Annotated in this window: 13 protein-coding genes; 6 read left to right on the top strand and 7 right to left on the bottom strand. The window is 67.9% G+C overall.

The window, feature by feature from the left end:
* Position 1: 1 nt before the first annotated feature.
* From G6N43_RS00855 to G6N43_RS00845, 3 genes are read right to left on the bottom strand one after another with little or no spacing between them, the layout of a single operon-like run.
* Positions 2-973 carry a phosphotriesterase family protein gene (locus G6N43_RS00855; protein WP_083153007.1) on the bottom strand — a complete coding sequence of 324 codons (972 nt, stop codon included), beginning with the start codon at positions 971-973 and terminating at the stop codon, positions 2-4.
* A gap of 10 nt (positions 974-983) precedes the next feature.
* Positions 984-5219, bottom strand: a complete 4236-nt coding sequence (locus tag G6N43_RS00850; RefSeq protein ID WP_163657926.1) for an alpha-(1->3)-arabinofuranosyltransferase — start codon at positions 5217-5219, stop codon at positions 984-986.
* Positions 5220-5262: 43 nt separating this feature from the next.
* Positions 5263-5436: a DUF2613 domain-containing protein gene (locus G6N43_RS00845; RefSeq protein ID WP_066810839.1), complete on the bottom strand. Its 174-nt coding sequence runs from the start codon at positions 5434-5436 to the stop codon at positions 5263-5265.
* A gap of 28 nt (positions 5437-5464) precedes the next feature.
* Here G6N43_RS00845 and G6N43_RS00840 point away from each other — a divergent pair, with 28 nt between their 5' ends.
* The 3 genes from G6N43_RS00840 to G6N43_RS00830 are packed head-to-tail and all read left to right on the top strand — an operon-like array spanning position 5465 to position 7618.
* Positions 5465-5758: a hypothetical protein gene (locus G6N43_RS00840; protein WP_083153005.1), complete on the top strand. Its 294-nt coding sequence runs from the start codon at positions 5465-5467 to the stop codon at positions 5756-5758.
* A gap of 11 nt (positions 5759-5769) precedes the next feature.
* On the top strand, positions 5770-6945 hold the full coding sequence (locus G6N43_RS00835; RefSeq protein ID WP_083153004.1) for a glycoside hydrolase family 3 N-terminal domain-containing protein: 1176 nt from the start codon (positions 5770-5772) through the stop codon (positions 6943-6945).
* 52 nt (positions 6946-6997) lie between these two features.
* The gene (locus G6N43_RS00830; protein WP_083153003.1) at positions 6998-7618 is read left to right on the top strand and encodes a TetR/AcrR family transcriptional regulator; all 621 of its coding nucleotides are present in this window, start codon (positions 6998-7000) and stop codon (positions 7616-7618) included.
* Here G6N43_RS00830 and G6N43_RS00825 read toward each other — a convergent pair.
* Entirely contained in the window at positions 7615-8457 is an 843-nt protein-coding gene (locus tag G6N43_RS00825; RefSeq protein WP_179967949.1) for a MaoC/PaaZ C-terminal domain-containing protein, read from the bottom strand. The two genes, G6N43_RS00830 and G6N43_RS00825, sit on opposite strands and share 4 nt — an antisense overlap.
* Position 8458: 1 nt before the next feature.
* Positions 8459-9814, bottom strand: a complete 1356-nt coding sequence (locus G6N43_RS00820) for a 3-oxoacyl-ACP reductase (RefSeq protein ID WP_083153001.1) — start codon at positions 9812-9814, stop codon at positions 8459-8461.
* A gap of 47 nt (positions 9815-9861) precedes the next feature.
* On the opposite strand from G6N43_RS00820, the gene G6N43_RS00815 reads away from it, so the two are divergent.
* The gene (locus tag G6N43_RS00815; RefSeq protein WP_083153153.1) at positions 9862-11160 is read left to right on the top strand and encodes an acetyl-CoA C-acetyltransferase; all 1299 of its coding nucleotides are present in this window, start codon (positions 9862-9864) and stop codon (positions 11158-11160) included.
* A gap of 217 nt (positions 11161-11377) precedes the next feature.
* Here G6N43_RS00815 and G6N43_RS00810 read toward each other — a convergent pair whose 3' ends face one another.
* The gene (locus G6N43_RS00810) at positions 11378-12496 is read right to left on the bottom strand and encodes a TDT family transporter (protein ID WP_083153000.1); all 1119 of its coding nucleotides are present in this window, start codon (positions 12494-12496) and stop codon (positions 11378-11380) included.
* Between the two features lie 498 nt (positions 12497-12994).
* Here G6N43_RS00810 and G6N43_RS00805 point away from each other — a divergent pair, with 498 nt between their 5' ends.
* Entirely contained in the window at positions 12995-13270 is a 276-nt protein-coding gene (locus G6N43_RS00805; RefSeq protein ID WP_083153150.1) for a DUF2510 domain-containing protein, read from the top strand.
* Between the two features lie 62 nt (positions 13271-13332).
* On the opposite strand, the gene G6N43_RS00800 is transcribed toward G6N43_RS00805, so the two are convergent.
* Positions 13333-15168, bottom strand: coding sequence for an acyl-CoA dehydrogenase (locus G6N43_RS00800; RefSeq protein WP_083152999.1), 1836 nt, complete (start codon positions 15166-15168; stop codon positions 13333-13335).
* A gap of 271 nt (positions 15169-15439) precedes the next feature.
* On the opposite strand from G6N43_RS00800, the gene G6N43_RS00795 reads away from it, so the two are divergent.
* Entirely contained in the window at positions 15440-16489 is a 1050-nt protein-coding gene (locus G6N43_RS00795; protein WP_234810128.1) for an NAD(P)H-dependent amine dehydrogenase family protein, read from the top strand.
* Positions 16490-16497: the final 8 nt, after the last annotated feature.

Raw genomic sequence — 16497 nt, 5'->3', positions numbered from 1 at the left:
CTCAGTAGGCGCCCTGGGCTTCGAAGATCTTGCGGGGGTTGTCGACGAGCATCGTGGTGAGCTGTTCGTCGGTGACACCGCGCGCCTTCAGCGCCGGGATGACGTCGTTGTGGATGTGCAGGTAGTTCCAGTTCGGCATCATCACCGACACGATGTCCTCCGGCAGCCAGTCCATCAGGCACGACGCGTCGTGCGAGAGCACCATCTTGTCGGCGTGGCCGCGCTCGCACATCTGCGCGACGGTGTTGACCCGGTCCTCGAACCCGAGGAAGACGTCGACGCCGAAGCGGTCCATGCCGATGTACGAGCCCGCGCCGATGAGCTCCTCGAGATAGCCGAGGTCGGTGGTGTCGCCGGAGTGGCCGATGACGACCCGGCTCAGATCCACGCCCTCCTCGGCGAAGATCGCCTGCTGTTCCAGGCCGCGGCGCGTCGCCGCGTGGGTGTGCGTCGAGATCGGCACGCCCGTGCGCCGGTGTGCCTGCGCGACCGCCCGCAACACCCGCTCGACCCCGGGCGTCACCCCGGGTTCGTCAGTGGCGCACTTGAGGATCGCCGCCTTGATGTCCGTGCCCGCGATGCCCTTCTCGATGTCGTTGATGAACATGTCGACCATCGGCTCGCCCAGCGGCGTTTCGGGCCCGCTGAAGTGGAAGTACATCGGCACGTCGTTGTAGGTGTAGACGCCCGTGGCCACCACGATGTTGATGTCGGTCTGCTCGGCGATCTTGGCGATACGCGGGATATAGCGGCCGAGCCCGATGACGGTGAGGTCCACGATGGTGTCGACGCCCCGGGCCTTGAGCTCGTTGAGCCGGGTGACCGCATCGGCCTGGCGTTGGGCCTCGTCACCCCACACCTCGGGGTAGTTGGCATGGATTTCGGGTGACAGCACGAACACGTGCTCGTGCATCAACGTGACCCCGAGGTCGGTCGTCGCGATCGGTCCTCGGGCGGTATTCAGCTGCGGCACAGAGCCGATGCTAGAGGTCGTTGGAGCCCTCGGTGGTCAAACGACGACGATCGGCGGGCACGACGGAAGCGGCCAGCATCGCCACCGAAATCAGAGCAAGCAACTGCACCCCCACGGAATGACCGACATAGCCGTCGACCGAACGCCACGGGTTCTGGCTGAGCACGGCTCCCGCCAGAATCAGCCCGCCGGCGGTCGTGGTGACCGTGACGGCGTCGCAAAGTCTTTCGCGGTTGCGCAGCAGATGCCGCACACCGAGGGCGAGGCTGACGACGATGACGCCCGCCACCCCCGAGATCGCGCCGCCGACCACGAGGACCGCGGCGCTCACCGGCCACCGGCCCGGCCGCCACACGCGTACGGGCGCATCCTCTGCGTCGCGGCGGCGCACCGGCCAGAAGGCCAGCAGCGCGAGCACCGGCAGCAGCGCGAGGCCGCCGATCAACCCGGCGCGGTAGAGCGCGTTGGATTCGAAGGCCAGCGTGACGGGTCCTCCGGTGCCCGGCGGCAGCACCCAGCCCTGCTGCCAGCCGTTGACCGTGACCGCCGTCAGCCGGGAGCCGTCGGGGCCGTGTGCGATCCAGCCGGGGTTGACGCTTTCGGGAACCACCAGCACCCGTGACGCCTCCGACGATGCGACCGTCACCTCTCGGTGATCGGTGCTCCACGTGTCGACCTGCGCGGGAACCGTTGCCGCCGAACGTATCCGGTCGGCCAGGGGCCCGTCGAGCTGAACCCCGTCGGTGACGAACGCCGCGCCGGGGCTGATCAGCAGCTCCTGCTGGCCGGCGGGCAGCAGGATCGGTCCGGATTGGCACGGCCGCGCGGCGACGGGTTCATTGTCGAGCAGCGCCCCGACGGTCGTGGTCAGGGAGGTCTGCACGAACTGGCCGGCGACGCCGATGATCGGGCCACGCCCACAGGGCAATTCGATGGTCCGGTCGCGGTTGCGTGCTGCGTCGGCCGCAGCGATCGGGGCGCCGCGCGGGTCTAGAGCCGTCACCTCGGCGAGGCCGGGAGGCTTCAGCTGATCGAACCCGAGCGCGGTGCGGTCGATGATGTCGTCCCAGTCCAGCAGCGAAACCTTCACGGTGTCCGTGACGCGGGGCTTGAGGTCGAAGGTCTGAGGTCCGGCGTCGGCGGCCAGTCGACGCACCTGAGGTCCGTCGCCGAGGTCGATCGCGACCAGCGTCGGATGTGCGGGCAGTTCAGACGAACTTGGCGTCAGCTGGACGGCGGCGACCTCGCGCCGGGCCGGCAGCGTCAGGGTCAGGGTGGGCGGCGTCTTGTGCTGGACGACGCTCTGTCGCGCGGTCCACGCGGTGTCCGGGTCGCCGTCGGCGGCGGCGTAGGCCGAGCCGAGCACGTCGATCGGGTCCGCGTCTCCGGTGGCGATGACGGTGCCCGGCTCACGGATGAGATCGGCGAGGTTGGGGCCCTGGCGCGGACGCACCCAGACCGTCGGCCTCACCTCCGTCGGTGCCGGTACGGTCAGCGTCCGGCTCAGGTTCACCGGCTCCTCCGCCGACAACGCCATGGTCGCGGCGCAGCGTATGCCGTTCGAGCTCTGCGCGCAGCCGGATCTGCCCAGCAGGTCGGACCCCAGATCCCATTGCGCGACAGCAGTATTCGGCGGTGGCCCCGGTACAGCGACGGTGTGGCGCAGGTTGACCGGATGCGCGAAGCCGTTGGCGTCGTACTGGGTGACGGCGAAATCGGTGATGCCGAACTGAACGCCCGGCGATCCGTCCTCGGTGGCCGCCGCGGTGATTCGCACCCACGGCGACTCCCCGTAGGGCAGTGCGGTGGTCAGCGGCTCACCCGGCTTGTCGACGCGCATCGTGCTGGTGCCGTTCACCGTCGACACCTCGATGCGACGGACCTGTGCGCCGACGGCCGTCGCGCTCGGGGTGATCGTGATGGTGGCGTTGGTGACGGGATGGTCGAAGTCGACCTGCAACCACTGGCCGACGGCCGCCTGCAGCGCGTTGGACACCCAGCTCGTCGATGAGTCGGCGTCGATCGCGGCGGCAGGCCCGGTCGCAGGTGCCACGTTTGGAAGTGCGGTCGAGTCCGCCGCCGAACTCGACACCGACACGCGCCCACCGGACCACTGGCCGTAAACGGTTTCGGCGCCCGGACTCGGATAGTCCATCACGCGGTTGAACGTGTGCCGCGGATCGTCGGGTGTGCGGATCGCCGACGAGTGGTCGTCGACGCGGCCGTAGTCGGTCTCCCGGGCCAGCGGGGTGTCGGTCACGATGATGCCCGTCCCCGGCGGCACGGCCAGACCCGCTCGCTGGGCGTCGGCCGTCAGCAGCATCGGCCCCAGCGGCGGCTGCCCGAGCAGGCGGCGCCGTTCGTCGAGGCGCAGCAGCGCCTCCGGTGCCCCGTCGACGCGGGCCATCGCATCGGTGTCGACGAGGTACGGCGTGACCGGTATCCCGGGCGCGGCGGGGTTGACGCGGTAGATCTCGACGGCGGGATAGCGCGGTCGCAGACCGCTGTCGGTGATGAAACCGGCCAGCGTGCCCGGGCCGACCGGATCGCCGAACTCGGCCACCCGCTCCAGGCCTGGCGAGCCGTCGATCGCGCGGTGCACCAGCAGCGGTCGGGCCGATCGCGACGTCTCGGGGTCCAGATCGTTACGCACGACGACATACGAGATCCCTTGCCGGGCAAGGGTATCTGCGAACCCCGCGGATGGACGCCCCGCCGCGAAGAGGCGCTGCACCGAGTCGAGGGCCCGGATGGTCTCCGGCGGGTTCAGCGGGATCGAGTCCCGCACCCCCCATGCGCTGTCGCCGAGCACCTGCAGGGGTTCGTCGTGGCTGCTGCCCCACACCTGGGTGGCGAACGGGGCGCCCGGCGCTACCAGCACACGTCCGGAGTCGTTGTGTTCGTCGAGCCACGCCGCGGTCTCGTGCCAGTACTGGGGGATCGCATCGAACGCGCCTGGCGGAGTGAGCCGACCGGTCCAGGCCAGTGAGGTGGCCGCCGTCAATGCGACGAGGACGACGACACCGACGGCCACCCGCTTGTCGCGTTCCGGGTGGGCGAAGGCGTCCCGCCAGACGGCGCGTGGCGCGCTGCCCGGTAGCGGGATGCGGCCCAGCAGGTGCGCCAGACCTAAAGCGATCGGTAGCCGCAGCAGCGGTTCGAGTTTGTGGATGTTGCGCAGCGGGGTGCCGTCGGCGTCGAGGAAGGCCTGGACATGAAGGGCCACAGGCGATCCCAGGCCACCCGAATAGCCAAGCGCCAGCACGGTGACGCCGACGAGCAGGATGGTGATGAGCCGTCCGCGCGCGGGCATCGACCGCAAGGCGAGGCCCGCGAGACCTGCCGCGGCCACCAGCGTCGTCGCCAGCACCGCCACCGATCCCGTCACCAATGAGGCGCCCGCCGTGGCGTTCGGTGCGACGAACGGCGTCCAGACGTCGGTGCCGCGCAGCATCTCGGTCAGCGACATCCACCGCGTGGTCACACCCGAGGATTCGATGAAGTCCAGGAACGGCGGACTGATCCGGCCCAGAAGCACGAGCGCGACCACCCACCACGACACCGCGAGCACGATGCACAGCGCCCACCACGCGGTGAAGCGCCACCACAGCTTGTTCGGTCTGTGGCACACCAGCCAGATGGCCGCCAACAGGCACGCGGTCAGTGTCGCGACGGCGTTGACCGCCCCCATCAGTGCGATGGCCACCGCCGACCGCGCCGCGAGTACCCGCACACTGCCCGTACCCCGCAGGGCAAGAATCATCGGCAGCAGCACCCACGGCGCCAGCATCATCGGCAGCGTCTCCGACGAGATCGCCCCGATGGTGGTCAGCACCCGTGGTGACAACGCGAACGCCGCCGCGCCGATGAGCCGGGAGGTGGGGCTGCCGATGCCGAGCGCCTCCGCCACGCGTAGCACGCCCCAGAAGCCGACCACCAGCAGCAGGGCCCACCACAGCCGTTGGGTCACCCACCCGGGCAGGCCGAGCACGTCGCCGGCGAGAAAGAAGGTGCCGTGCGGAAACAGATAGCCGTAGGCCTGGTTCTGTGCCTGCCCGAACGGCAGCTCGCTGTTCCACAGATTGAAGGCGCGAGTCAGAAACCGCAGGGGGTTGGCGGTCAGGTCGAGCTTGGTGTCGGGGGAGATCTGTCCGGGGGACTGGGCGAACGTGAGCACCAGCGCCGCCACGGCGACGACCCACAGCCAGCGCCGTGCGAGCGGCGGGGTGTTGACGGCGGACGGCATGGGCGGTGGGCCCCCAGCCGAAGGCGAGGGGACGACCCGGGGTTTAACTTCTGTCGCCGTACTCAACCCGGTTGAGCACCGATGACGCCGGATCGCCCGCCTGCAGCGGAGGCTTGTTGTCCTGCTGCACCATCAGCGTCACTCCGAATACGGCCGCCGCGCCCAGCAGCAGGCCCACAACGATGCTGGCCGCGGCGGGCACGAGAAACCGATCCATTCGGCCAAAGTAGCAGACAATATTGCGCGTGCCCGCCGCCGAGCGCGTCTTCTGGCGCACCGACACCGCCACCGTGTGGGTGGGCTACGCCGACGGCGGCGAGCTGGTGTTCACCGGATGGGACCGGGTGCACCTCGACGGTTACGAGTATCAGATCACCGTCGCGGCCGATCAGTTCGACAAGATCCGTGCGGCGCTGTCCGCGGAACCGGCCGCCGACGTGCTTGACCTGGTCTGCACCCATGTCGAGGCGATCATGGCGCGGGGTGAGCGGAGCTGGCTCGCCGACCGTGGGATCGAATGCGGCTTCGTTTCCTACTAGGGTCGAGGCCCATGGCTTCAAAAGGCTCAGGGTTGCGTGCGGTTTGCGCCGCCATAGCTCTGTCCGCCCTTGTCTCCGCCTGCTCTATGACGGAGCCGGAGCCGCTGACCCCCGCGATGGCGGCGACGGCCGCTCCGCAAGCCCCGGTGATCATCCCGCCGCCCGCGTGCGGCGACGGCCCGGCCCTGCTGTCGCAGCTGTCGACCCGCGACAAGCTGGCGCAACTGCTGATGGTCGGGGTGCACAATGCGGCCGACGCCCGCGCTGTCGTGGAGGCGCAGCACGTTGGCGGAATCATGATCGGCAGCTGGACCGACCTGTCGATGCTCTCGGACGGATCGCTGATCGAGATCGCGAACGACGCGGTCCCGCTGCCGCTGGCGGTCAGCGTCGACGAGGAGGGCGGTCGGGTGTCGCGGTTGTCCTCGATCATCGGCAGCCAGCCGCCGGCGCGGGTGCTGGCGCAGACGCAGACGCCCGAGCAGGTGTACGCGATCGCGCTGCAGCGCGGCCAGGCGATGCGCAGCAAGGGCATCACGATCGACTTCGCGCCGGTGGTCGACGTCTCCGACGCCCCCGACGACACGGTGATCGGTGACCGGTCCTTCGGAGCCGACCCGGCCGTGGTCACCGACTTCGCCGGCGCTTATGCGCGCGGGCTGCGCGACGCCGGGCTGTTGCCGGTGCTCAAACACTTTCCCGGACACGGGAGCGGTTCGGGCGACTCGCACACCGGCAGCGTCACCGCGCCGCCGATCGCGGACCTGCAGAACCGGGACCTGATTCCGTACCGGACGCTGACCACGCAGCCGCCGGTCGGGGTGATGCTCGGCCACATGCAGGTGCCGGGTCTCACCGGCAACGAGCCGGCCAGTCTCAGCCCGAGCGCGTACGGGCTATTGCGCTCCGGCGGCTACGGCGGCCCGCCCTTCAACGGCCCGGTTTTCACCGATGACCTGTCGTCGATGCAGGCGATCTCCGATCGCCTGGGTGTCCCCGACGCCGCGTTGCGCGGGTTGCAGGCCGGCGCGGACACGGCCCTGTGGGTGACCACCGCGGAGGTGCCCGCCGTGCTGGACAGGCTGGAGGCGGCGGTCGCCGCGGGCGAACTGTCGATGCCCCAGGTGGACGCCTCGGTGCTGCGGATGGCCGCGGTCAAGGGGCCCCATCCGCGCTGCGGGGGCTAGTGGAAAACACGCTGTCGACGCCCGGCGTTCGCCCATTGCTTACTCTTGAGTAATGGCAGGTGGGACGAAGCGGCTGCCCCGCGCGGTACGTGAGCAGCAAATGCTGGACGCCGCCGTGCAGATTTTCTCGGTGAACGGCTATCACGAGACGTCGATGGACGCCATCGCCGCCGAGGCCAAGATCTCCAAGCCGATGCTTTACCTCTACTACGGCTCCAAGGAGGAGCTGTTCGGCGCATGCCTGGACCGTGAGCTGTCCCGCTTCGTCGAGGACGTGCGCGGCAAGATCGACTTCACGCAGAGCCCGAGAGACCTGCTCCGCAACGCTGTCTTGGCGTTCCTCACCTACATCGACGCCAACCGGGCGTCGTGGATGGTCCTCTACAACCAGGCCACCAGCTCACAGGCGTTCGCGCATACCGTGCGCGAGGGCCGAGAGCGGATCATCGAACTCGTCAGCCGGCTGCTGAGGGCGGGCACCCGTAATCCGGAGCCGGACACCGACTTCGACATGATGGCCGTCGCGCTGGTGGGTGCCGGTGAGGCCATCGCCGCCCGGGTGAGCACGGGCGACGCGGGCGTCGACGAGGCCGCCGAATTGCTGATCAACCTGTTCTGGCGCGGCCTGAAGGGCAAGCAGTCCGAGAAGGACGCCGCCGTCACCGCCGGCTAGAGCGCCGTCACCGAACCCGTCAGGTGCGGGTCGCCCTTGGTCGCGTGGCGCAGCGTGAGCTCCCATCCGTCGGTCACGCGATCGACGTAGAGCGCGGCGCGCGCAGGCAGTACGACCGGCTTGGCGAACCGCACCGAGTACTTCACCGCGTCGGGCAGCTGTCCCTCGATGTTCGCCAGTACCGCTGCGGCGGTGAACATTCCGTGTGCGATCACCGTCGGGAAACCGAACAGCTTGGCCGCGATCGGGTTGGTGTGAATCGGGTTGTGGTCACCGCCGACCGAGGCGTAGTGGCGAATCTGTCCCGGCGTGATGCGTAGCACCGCGTTCGGCGGCCCGAGCTTGGGCTGTTTCTTCGGTGGCGGTTTCGGTTCGCCGGACAGACTCGTCTTCTGCTGGTGCAGGAACGTCGTCACCTGGTGCCAGGCCTTCTCATTGCCGACGTTCACATCGGTGACGATGTCGACGAGCAGGCCGCGTCGGTGCTCACGCAGGTTCTCCGCGTGCACCCGAACCCCCACCGTGTCCGTCACCAGGATCGGTCGGTATTGCGTGATGTGGTTCTCGATGTGCACCGAACCCATTGCGGCAAAAGGGAAGTCGAACGCGGTGACCAGCGCCATCACGGTCGGGAAGGTCAGCGTGAACGGGTAGGTCAGCGGCACGGCGTCGCCGAATCGCAGCCCGGTCACGGCCGCGTAGGCCGCCACGTTCGCGCTGTCGATCGGCAGGTCGTCGACGGTGAGCGTGCGGTCCGGCAGCGAGTCGCCGCGGGGCACGAACGGCAGCGCGCCCGCTGCCGCCCGCAGCAGGTTCTTCAAGCCCGACGGTTGCGTCACGCTAAGCCCCCAACATGGCCTGGCCGCACACGCGAATGGTGTTGCCGGTGACGGCATTCGATGCCGGGCTGGCGAAATAGGCGATGGTCTCGGCGACGTCGACCGGCTGACCACCCTGGTACAGCGAGTTGAGTCGGCGGCCGATCTCACGCGTTGCCAGCGGGATGGCCTCGGTCATCTTCGTCTCGATGAATCCGGGCGCGACTGCGTTGACGGTGATACCTGCGTCGGCGTACGCCTCCGACAGTGCGTCGGTCAGCCCGATCATGCCCGCCTTGGTGGCCGCGTAGTTCGTCTGCCCGCGGTTGCCGGCGATACCTGCCATCGAGGACAACCCGACCACTCGGCCCCCCTCCCCGATGCTGCCGTTGCCCACCAGCCCTTCGGTAACCCGGAGCGGGGCAAGCAGATTCACCGCGAGGACCGAATCCCAGCGGGCTTCGTCCATGTTGGCGAGCAGCTTGTCTCGGGTGATGCCCGCATTGTTGACCAGGATGTCGAGCTTCGACCCGTGGTAGTGCTCGTGCAGGTGCTCGGTGATCCGGTCCACCGCGTCGTCGGCGGTCACGTCGAGCATGAGCGCCGTCGCGCCCACCTTCGCGGCGACGTTCCCGAGGTCGTCGTTGGATCCCTCGACATCGACGAGGACGAGGCTGGCGCCGTCACGGGCGAACACCTCGGCGATGGTGGCGCCGATACCGCGCGCGGCGCCGGTGACCAACGCGATCTTGCCGTCGAGCGGCCGGTCCCAGTCCGCGGGCGGTGCCGAGTCGGCAGCCCCGACGCGGAACACCTGGCCGTCGACATAGGCCGACTTGCCCGACAGCAGGAACCGCAGCGTCGACTCGAGCCCGGTCGCCGCCGGCTTCGCATCGGCGCCCAGGTACACCAGGTTGACGGTGGCGCCGCGCCGCATCTCCTTGGCAAGCGAGCGCGTGAACCCCTCGAGCGCGCGCTGCGCTATCCGTTCGGACACGCTGCCGGCGTCCTCGGGCGTGGTCCCGACGACGACGACGCGTGCCGACGGTCCGAGGTTGCGCAGCAGCGGGGTGAAGAATTTGTACAGCCCCTTGAGGGCCACGGGCTCGGTGATGCCGGTGGCGTCGTACACCAGCCCGCCGAACGAATCCGCCCAGCGGCCGCCGAGGTTGTTGGAGACCACGTCGTAGTCCTCGGCCAGCGCGGTCCGCACGGGCTCCACGATGCGTCCCTCGCCGCCGATCAGCAGCGTGCCTGCCAGTGGCGGTTCACCGGGTCGGTAGCGGCGCAACGTCTCGGGCTGCGGGATGCCGAGCTGCTTGGCGAGGAACGATCCGGGCGTCGAATGGACGATTTGCGAATACAGATCGGTAGCCATGGGAACGAACTTACTCCTGAGTAACAAGGGTGGGTACTATGGGTCTCATGGCTAGCAATACCCGCCGACCGGTCGCCATTCTCGGCGGCAACCGAATTCCCTTCGCACGCTCGGACGGTGCATACGCCAACGCCTCCAACCAGGACATGTTCATCGCAGCGCTGGACGGTCTGATCGACCGCTTCAACCTGGCGGGCGAGACGCTGGGCGCGGTGATCGGCGGTGCGGTACTCAAGCACAGCCGCGATTTCAACCTGATGCGCGAATGCGTGCTCGGCAGCTCGCTGTCGCCCTACACGCCTGCGTTCGACATCCAGCAGGCATGCGGCACGGGACTGCAGGCCACCATCGCCGCGGCCGACGGCATCGCGGCGGGCCGCTACGAGGTGGCCGCCGCAGGCGGCGTCGACACCGCTTCGGACGCCCCCATCGCCTTCGGCGACGATCTACGGCGCGTCCTGCTCGGACTGCGACGCTCGAAGTCCAACGTGGACCGACTCAAGCTCGTCGGCAAGCTACCCGCCTCGCTCGGCGTGGAGATTCCGGTGAACAGCGAACCGCGCACCGGTTTGTCGATGGGTGAGCACGCCGCCATCACCGCGAAGAAGATGGGGATCAGACGCGTCGACCAGGACGAGTTGGCCGCTGCCAGCCACCGGAACATGGCCGCCGCCTACGATCGCGGGTTCTTCGACGATCTCGTCACCGGGTTCCTCGGTGTCTACCGGGACAACAACCTGCGCGCCGATTCGTCGCCGGAGAAACTGGCCACCCTCAAGCCGGTCTTCGGGGTGAAGGCCGGCGACGCGACGATGACCGCGGGCAACTCGACACCGCTGACCGACGGGGCTTCAGTGGCGCTGCTCGGGTCCGACGAGTGGGCGGCCGCCCGTGGGATCGAGCCGCTGGCGTATTTCGTCGACGGGGAGACCGCCGCCGTGGATTACGTCAACGGCGACGACGGGCTGCTGATGGCGCCCACCTATGCGGTTCCGCGCCTGCTGGCGCGAAACGGTCTGGGCCTGGGCGACTTCGACTTCTACGAGATTCACGAAGCGTTCGCATCGGTCGTTCTCGCCACGCTGGCGGCGTGGGAGTCCGAGGAGTACTGCAAGGAGCGGCTCGGCCTCGACCAGGCGCTGGGCAGCATCGACCGAAGCAAGCTCAACGTCAATGGGTCCTCGCTGGCGGCAGGCCATCCGTTCGCCGCCACCGGTGGGCGAATCGTCGCGCAGCTGGCGAAGCAACTGGCCGAGAAGAAAAAGGAAACCGGCGCGCCCGTGCGCGGTCTGATCTCGATCTGCGCGGCCGGCGGCCAGGGCGTCGCGGCCATTCTCGAGGCCTAACACCAAGTCGCCGATCGCGTGTAACGGCGCCGAGGGCACCGTCGATACAACGGGTAGCTCCGTGTTGACGTCTGACCCCCCGACCCGACGTCAGCACGGGGCTCTTAACGCTGTTTTCCCCGCCTAGGAGCCGGGCGGCGCATCGCTTTCAACGAAATGCTGAGGTGTACTCGCACTCTCGCTGCATTTCGTCGGTAGCGATGAGATGAATCGCCTGTCAGCTCGGCGGCGGATCCTTCTTGGCCTTGATCGGCCCTGCCGTCGCCGGCGGAGCGAACAGGCCTCCGCCGAGGCTGCCGCGTGCGGTTTTGACGGCGACCAGACCCCACGTTCCCAGCAGTGCGACATAGGCGACCGCGGCGGCCACGCGGAATGCGGGCAGCCCGGTGTGGTTCGCCAGCTGCGTGGTGCCGGTGACGAAGGTGCCGACGGGGAACGTCAGGCTCCACCAGGTCAGCGCGAACGGCATTCCGCGGCGCAGCGTACGGACGGTGAGCTCGGTCGCCAGCACGATCCACAGCACGGCGAAACCCCACACCGGCACCCCGAACAGGACAGCGAACACATTCATGGCACCCGCGAGATCAGGTGGCGCGGCCAGCGCCGCGTTGGCGCCGAGCAGACCCGCGGCGGTGGTGCCCTGACCGAGCGGGCCGAGCACGATCCACAGCGTCGGCACCCGGGTGGTGCCCGACGTTCCATACAACGCGAGCCTGCTCCAGATCATCGAGATGATGATCAATGCCGCGATGAGCGACAGGCCGAACATCGCATAGCAGCCGTAGAGCATCGTGGTTCGGCCGGTGCCCGGAGCCATGTGGGGGATCAGCAGCGCACCCGACGCTGCGGAGACCATCGGCGGCACCACCGGCATCAACCAACCGCCGAACGCCGCGTCCGGCTCGACCTCGAGTTGGGTGAACATGAGGAACGGGATGGTCGCCGCGGTGAACAATCCCCCGATCGTGCCCGTCGTCCACAGCACCCACGCCAGGTCCACGGCGATGCGCTCGTCGATCAGATCCTTGCCGGTGAGCAGCGCTCCGGAGCCGACCGTCAACAGAGCCATCGGCGCGGCCCCATAGAAGTGCGTCATCTGCGGGTTGCGCACATGCCCGCGGGCCACCGTCGGGTGGCGAAACCACTGAATGGACACCGTGACGATCAGCAGCACCAGCAGCACCGCGGCGATCACCCAGACCAGTTGTGAGAACGCATGTAGACCCCGGACCTGCACCGGCAGCGTGACGCCCGCCGTGGCGACGATCCCGGTGCCCATCACCGACGCGAACCAGTTCGGGCCGAAGTGTTGCAGCCGGGCGAGTTCGGTCGTCATCCGCGCAGTATCTGTGGCCACCGCATCGCTGCAAGGGCAGGCTCGCCGCGCAGGCCGGTACTTAAATAATGGGGGCATGGCTATCAGCCTCAGCATCGTCGGCCTGTCCCTAGACCAGGGCATTTCTGCTAACCAGGCAGTCTTGATGGACGAAAATTTCCCCTGGTGTGATAGCAGTCACAAGCGTACGATCAATGCCACGACGGGTTCGGGAGTGACTATTCCGAAGAGCCGGCATAAGGGTTGAAAGCCGGACGCGCGAGACCAATGAGACGCACCTAGATGTCCTCCCGAACCCGCCCTATTTTGTCTAAGGGTCGGTCAGCGCGTCGTCGATAATGTCCGCGTGCCAACGTCGAAATCCGAAACACGCCTCTTCCCCGGACCTTATGACCGTGTCTTCCGCGCCGTATGCGACGCGGCCGCGGCCGAGGGGATGACGGTCGGTTCGGCCGATCCCGGGCGGGCCAGATCTATCTGACCACCAACATGTCGCTCATGTCGTGGGGCGAAAACCTCGGTGTCACGCTCCGGCCGACCGCGGTTGGGGTGGAGGCGACCGTCAGCTCGTCGCTGAAGTTCGGCTTGGTCGACTGGGGCCGCAACAGCGAGAACATCAACAACCTTTTCTTTCGCATCGGCAGCCTGCTGACGGCTCCGGTGGGCGCATGGCACCCGGACCCGTCGGGGCGCCACGAGCTCCGCTGGTGGGACGGCAGCCGATGGACCGAGCAGGTGAGCGACGGCGGACGGCAGAGCGTCTCTCCGCTTTGAGCCGGAACGCAAAACGCCCCCGGGAAGAGTCCGGGGGCGTTTTGGTACGACGCGGCAGAAGGCTAGAAGGCCGCCTCGTCCAGTTCCATCACATCGTTGTCGAGATTCTCGATGATCGCGCGAGTGCTGGTCAGCATCGGCAGGAAGTTCTTCGCGAAGAACGACGCCACGCCGATCTTGCCCTCGTAGAACGCGCGGTCGGCACCGCTGGCGCCCGCGTCGAGCGCCTCGACGGCCACCGCGGCCTGCTTGGCAAGCAGCCAGCCGATCACCAGGTCGCCGACGCTCATCAGGAAGCGCACGGAACCGAGGCCGACCTTGTACAGCTCGGTCGGGTTCTCCTGCGCGGCCATCAGGTAGCCGGTCAGCGAGGCCGCCATGGCCTGCACGTCCTCCAGCGCGGTCGCCAGCAGTGCGCGCTCGGCCTTCAGCCGGCCGTTGCCGGACTCATTCTTGACGAACTGCTCGATCTGCCCGGCCACGTGCGCCAGCGCCACACCCTTGTCGCGGACGATCTTGCGGAAGAAGAAGTCCTGCGCCTGGATGGCGGTGGTGCCCTCGTAGAGCGAGTCGATCTTCGCGTCGCGGATGTACTGCTCGATCGGGTAGTCCTGCAGGAAGCCGGAACCACCGAAGGTCTGCAGGCTCTCCGTCAGCTTGGCGTAGGCCTGCTCGGAGCCGACACCCTTGACGATCGGCAGCATCAGGTCGTTGACCCGCACCGCCAGCTCGGCGTCGACGTCGTGCACGGCCTTGGCTACCGCGGCGTCCTGGTAGGTCGCCGTGTAGAGGTACAGCGCGCGCAGACCCTCGGCGTATGCCTTCTGGGTCATGAGCGAACGACGCACGTCGGGGTGGTGCGTGATGGTGACGCGCGGGGCCGTCTTGTCGGTCATCTGCGTCATGTCGGCGCCCTGCACGCGCTCCTTGGCGTACTCGAGAGCGTTGAGGTAGCCGGTCGACAGGGTCGCGATGGCCTTGGTGCCCACCATCATTCGGGCCTGCTCGATGACGTCGAACATCTGCGCGATGCCGTCATGCACCTCGCCGACGAGCCAACCGACGGCGGGAACGCCGTGCTGGCCTAGCGACAGCTCGCAGGTGGCCGAAACCTTGAGGCCCATCTTGTGCTCGACGTTGGTGACGAACACACCGTTGCGCTCACCGATCTCACCGGTCTCGTGGTCGAAGTGGTACTTCGGCACGAAGAACAGCGACAGACCCTTGGTGCCCGGGCCGGCGCCCTCGGGGCGGGCCAGCACCAGATGCATGATGTTCTCGAACAGGTCGTCAGAGTCGCCCGAGGTGATGAAGCGCTTGACGCCGTCGATGTGCCAGGTGCCGTCGGGCTGCTGCACGGCCTTGGTGCGGCCGGCGCCGACGTCGGAGCCCGCGTCGGGCTCGGTCAGCACCATGGTGGCGCCCCAGCCGCGCTCGGCGGCGAGGGCCGCCCACTTCTTCTGCTCGTCAGTGCCGTTCTTGTAGAAGATCTCGGCCATGCCCGCGCCCATCGCGTACATGTAGGCCGCGGGGTTGGCACCGAGGATGTGCTCGATCAGGGCCCACTGCAGCGAGCGGGGCATCGGCATGCCGCCGAGCTCCTCGAGCACGCCTACCTTGTCCCAGCCGCCCTCGAGCAGGGTGCGCATCGACTTCTTGAAGGACTCGGGCAGAGTCACGGTATGGGTCTTGGGGTCGAACACCGGGGGATTGCGATCCGCGTCGGCAAATGATTCGGCGATGGGGCCGGCAGCGAGCCGCGCCATTTCGCCGAGCATCTCGCGCGCGGTGTCCGCGTCGAGATCGGCGTAGTCGCCGGTACCCAGAACCTTGTCGAGTCCGAAGACCTCGAACAGGTTGAACTCCTGGTCACGAACGTTGCTCTTGTAGTGGCTCACTGTTCCTCCTCGTCGAGAGTGCCACTTGCGGTTGGGTACTTTTGGCTAAGTTACCCACCAGTAACTGGCCGAAACTATACCGCTCAGTAACTTCAACACAAAGTGGTCACGAACAATTTCTAGAAGCTAAGCAACCCGGTGGTTGGTCGGGACCGAAAATACGCAGCTGACGAGCGCTTTTATACCCACTTCTCAGCATTGTGAATCTCATCACGGGCGGCCCGGCTAGGGTGGTCGCGTGCTTCGAGTCGCGGTGTGGGGAACAGGGAATATGGGAGCCACGGCGATCCGCAGCTCAGCAGCGTTTCCCGGGTTGCAGCTGACGGGCGTGATCACGTCCTCGCCGGACAAGTCGGGTAAGGACGCTGCCACGTTCGCCGGATTGGATCAGCCCACCGGGGTCACCGCTACCACCGACGTCGACGCGGCACTCGCCGACTGCGACGCGGTGGCCTACATGGCCTCCGGCGACATCCGCCCCGACGACGCGGTCAACGACATCGAACGCTGTCTGCGCGCCGGCGCCCACGTCGTCACACCGTCGCTGTACTCGCTGTACGACCCCCGCTCGGCACCACCGGAATGGGTCGACCGGTTGACCCGGGCGGCCGAGGCGGGCGGCTCCACGTTGCTCGTCAGCGGCGTGGATCCGGGCTGGGGCAACGATGCGCTCGCCGTCATCGCCGCCGGACTGTGCACGCGGATCCAGTCGATCCACTGCCAGGAGATCTTCGACTACTCGACGTACAACCAGCCCTACGCGGTCAAGGTGTCGTGTGGGTTCGGCGGGCCGATGGGCGAGGTGCCGATGATGCTCCTGCCGTCGGTGCCGACCATGGTGTGGGGCGGCAACGTCCGGCTCATCGGGCGGGGCCTGGGCATGGAGATCGACGAGATCACCGAGGAGGTCGAGCGCCGACCATTGGAGGACTCCGTCGACACCGTGATGGGTCGCTTCGAGAAGGGCACGCAGGGCGCGTTCTGGCTCAAGGTGATCGGAAAGGTCAACGGGCGGGAACGCGTCGTCGTCGACCACATCACCCGCATTCACGAGTCATGTGCACCCGACTGGCCGTATCCCGACCAGGGCGTGGGTGACCACCGGGTGATCGTCCATGGCGATCCCGAGCTGACGATCACCAGCCGCGCCGACCTGCCCGGCGGAACGCGCGCCGACGGCGGCAACACCACCGCCGCCAATCGTCTGCTCGGTGCGCTCGACTGGCTGTTGACCCAGAAGCCCGGGATCTACGACGGCCTCGATGTGCCGCTGCAGAGGTGCCGTCCCCCTGAGGTGGAAGCCCAGCGCTGGGCAGACTGACTCGGTCG

This window comes from Mycolicibacterium moriokaense (assembly GCF_010726085.1).
Classification (GTDB): domain Bacteria; phylum Actinomycetota; class Actinomycetes; order Mycobacteriales; family Mycobacteriaceae; genus Mycobacterium; species Mycobacterium moriokaense.
This window is presented reverse-complemented; position numbering and strand designations above follow the sequence as displayed.

What these genes read in the sequence shown, in the direction of transcription:
- G6N43_RS00850 (WP_163657926.1), bottom strand. Translation starts at nt 5,219, where the DNA reads ATGCCGTCCGCCGTCAACACCCCGCCGCTCGCACGGCGCTGGCTGTGG.
- G6N43_RS00845 (WP_066810839.1), bottom strand. Translation starts at nt 5,436, where the DNA reads ATGGATCGGTTTCTCGTGCCCGCCGCGGCCAGCATCGTTGTGGGCCTG.
- G6N43_RS00835 (WP_083153004.1), top strand. Translation starts at nt 5,770, where the DNA reads ATGGCTTCAAAAGGCTCAGGGTTGCGTGCGGTTTGCGCCGCCATAGCT.
- G6N43_RS00830 (WP_083153003.1), top strand. Translation starts at nt 6,998, where the DNA reads ATGGCAGGTGGGACGAAGCGGCTGCCCCGCGCGGTACGTGAGCAGCAA.
- G6N43_RS00820 (WP_083153001.1), bottom strand. Translation starts at nt 9,814, where the DNA reads ATGGCTACCGATCTGTATTCGCAAATCGTCCATTCGACGCCCGGATCG.
- G6N43_RS00815 (WP_083153153.1), top strand. Translation starts at nt 9,862, where the DNA reads ATGGCTAGCAATACCCGCCGACCGGTCGCCATTCTCGGCGGCAACCGA.
- G6N43_RS00810 (WP_083153000.1), bottom strand. Translation starts at nt 12,496, where the DNA reads ATGACGACCGAACTCGCCCGGCTGCAACACTTCGGCCCGAACTGGTTC.
- G6N43_RS00805 (WP_083153150.1), top strand. Translation starts at nt 12,995, where the DNA reads ATGTCGTGGGGCGAAAACCTCGGTGTCACGCTCCGGCCGACCGCGGTT.
- G6N43_RS00795 (WP_234810128.1), top strand. Translation starts at nt 15,440, where the DNA reads ATGGGAGCCACGGCGATCCGCAGCTCAGCAGCGTTTCCCGGGTTGCAG.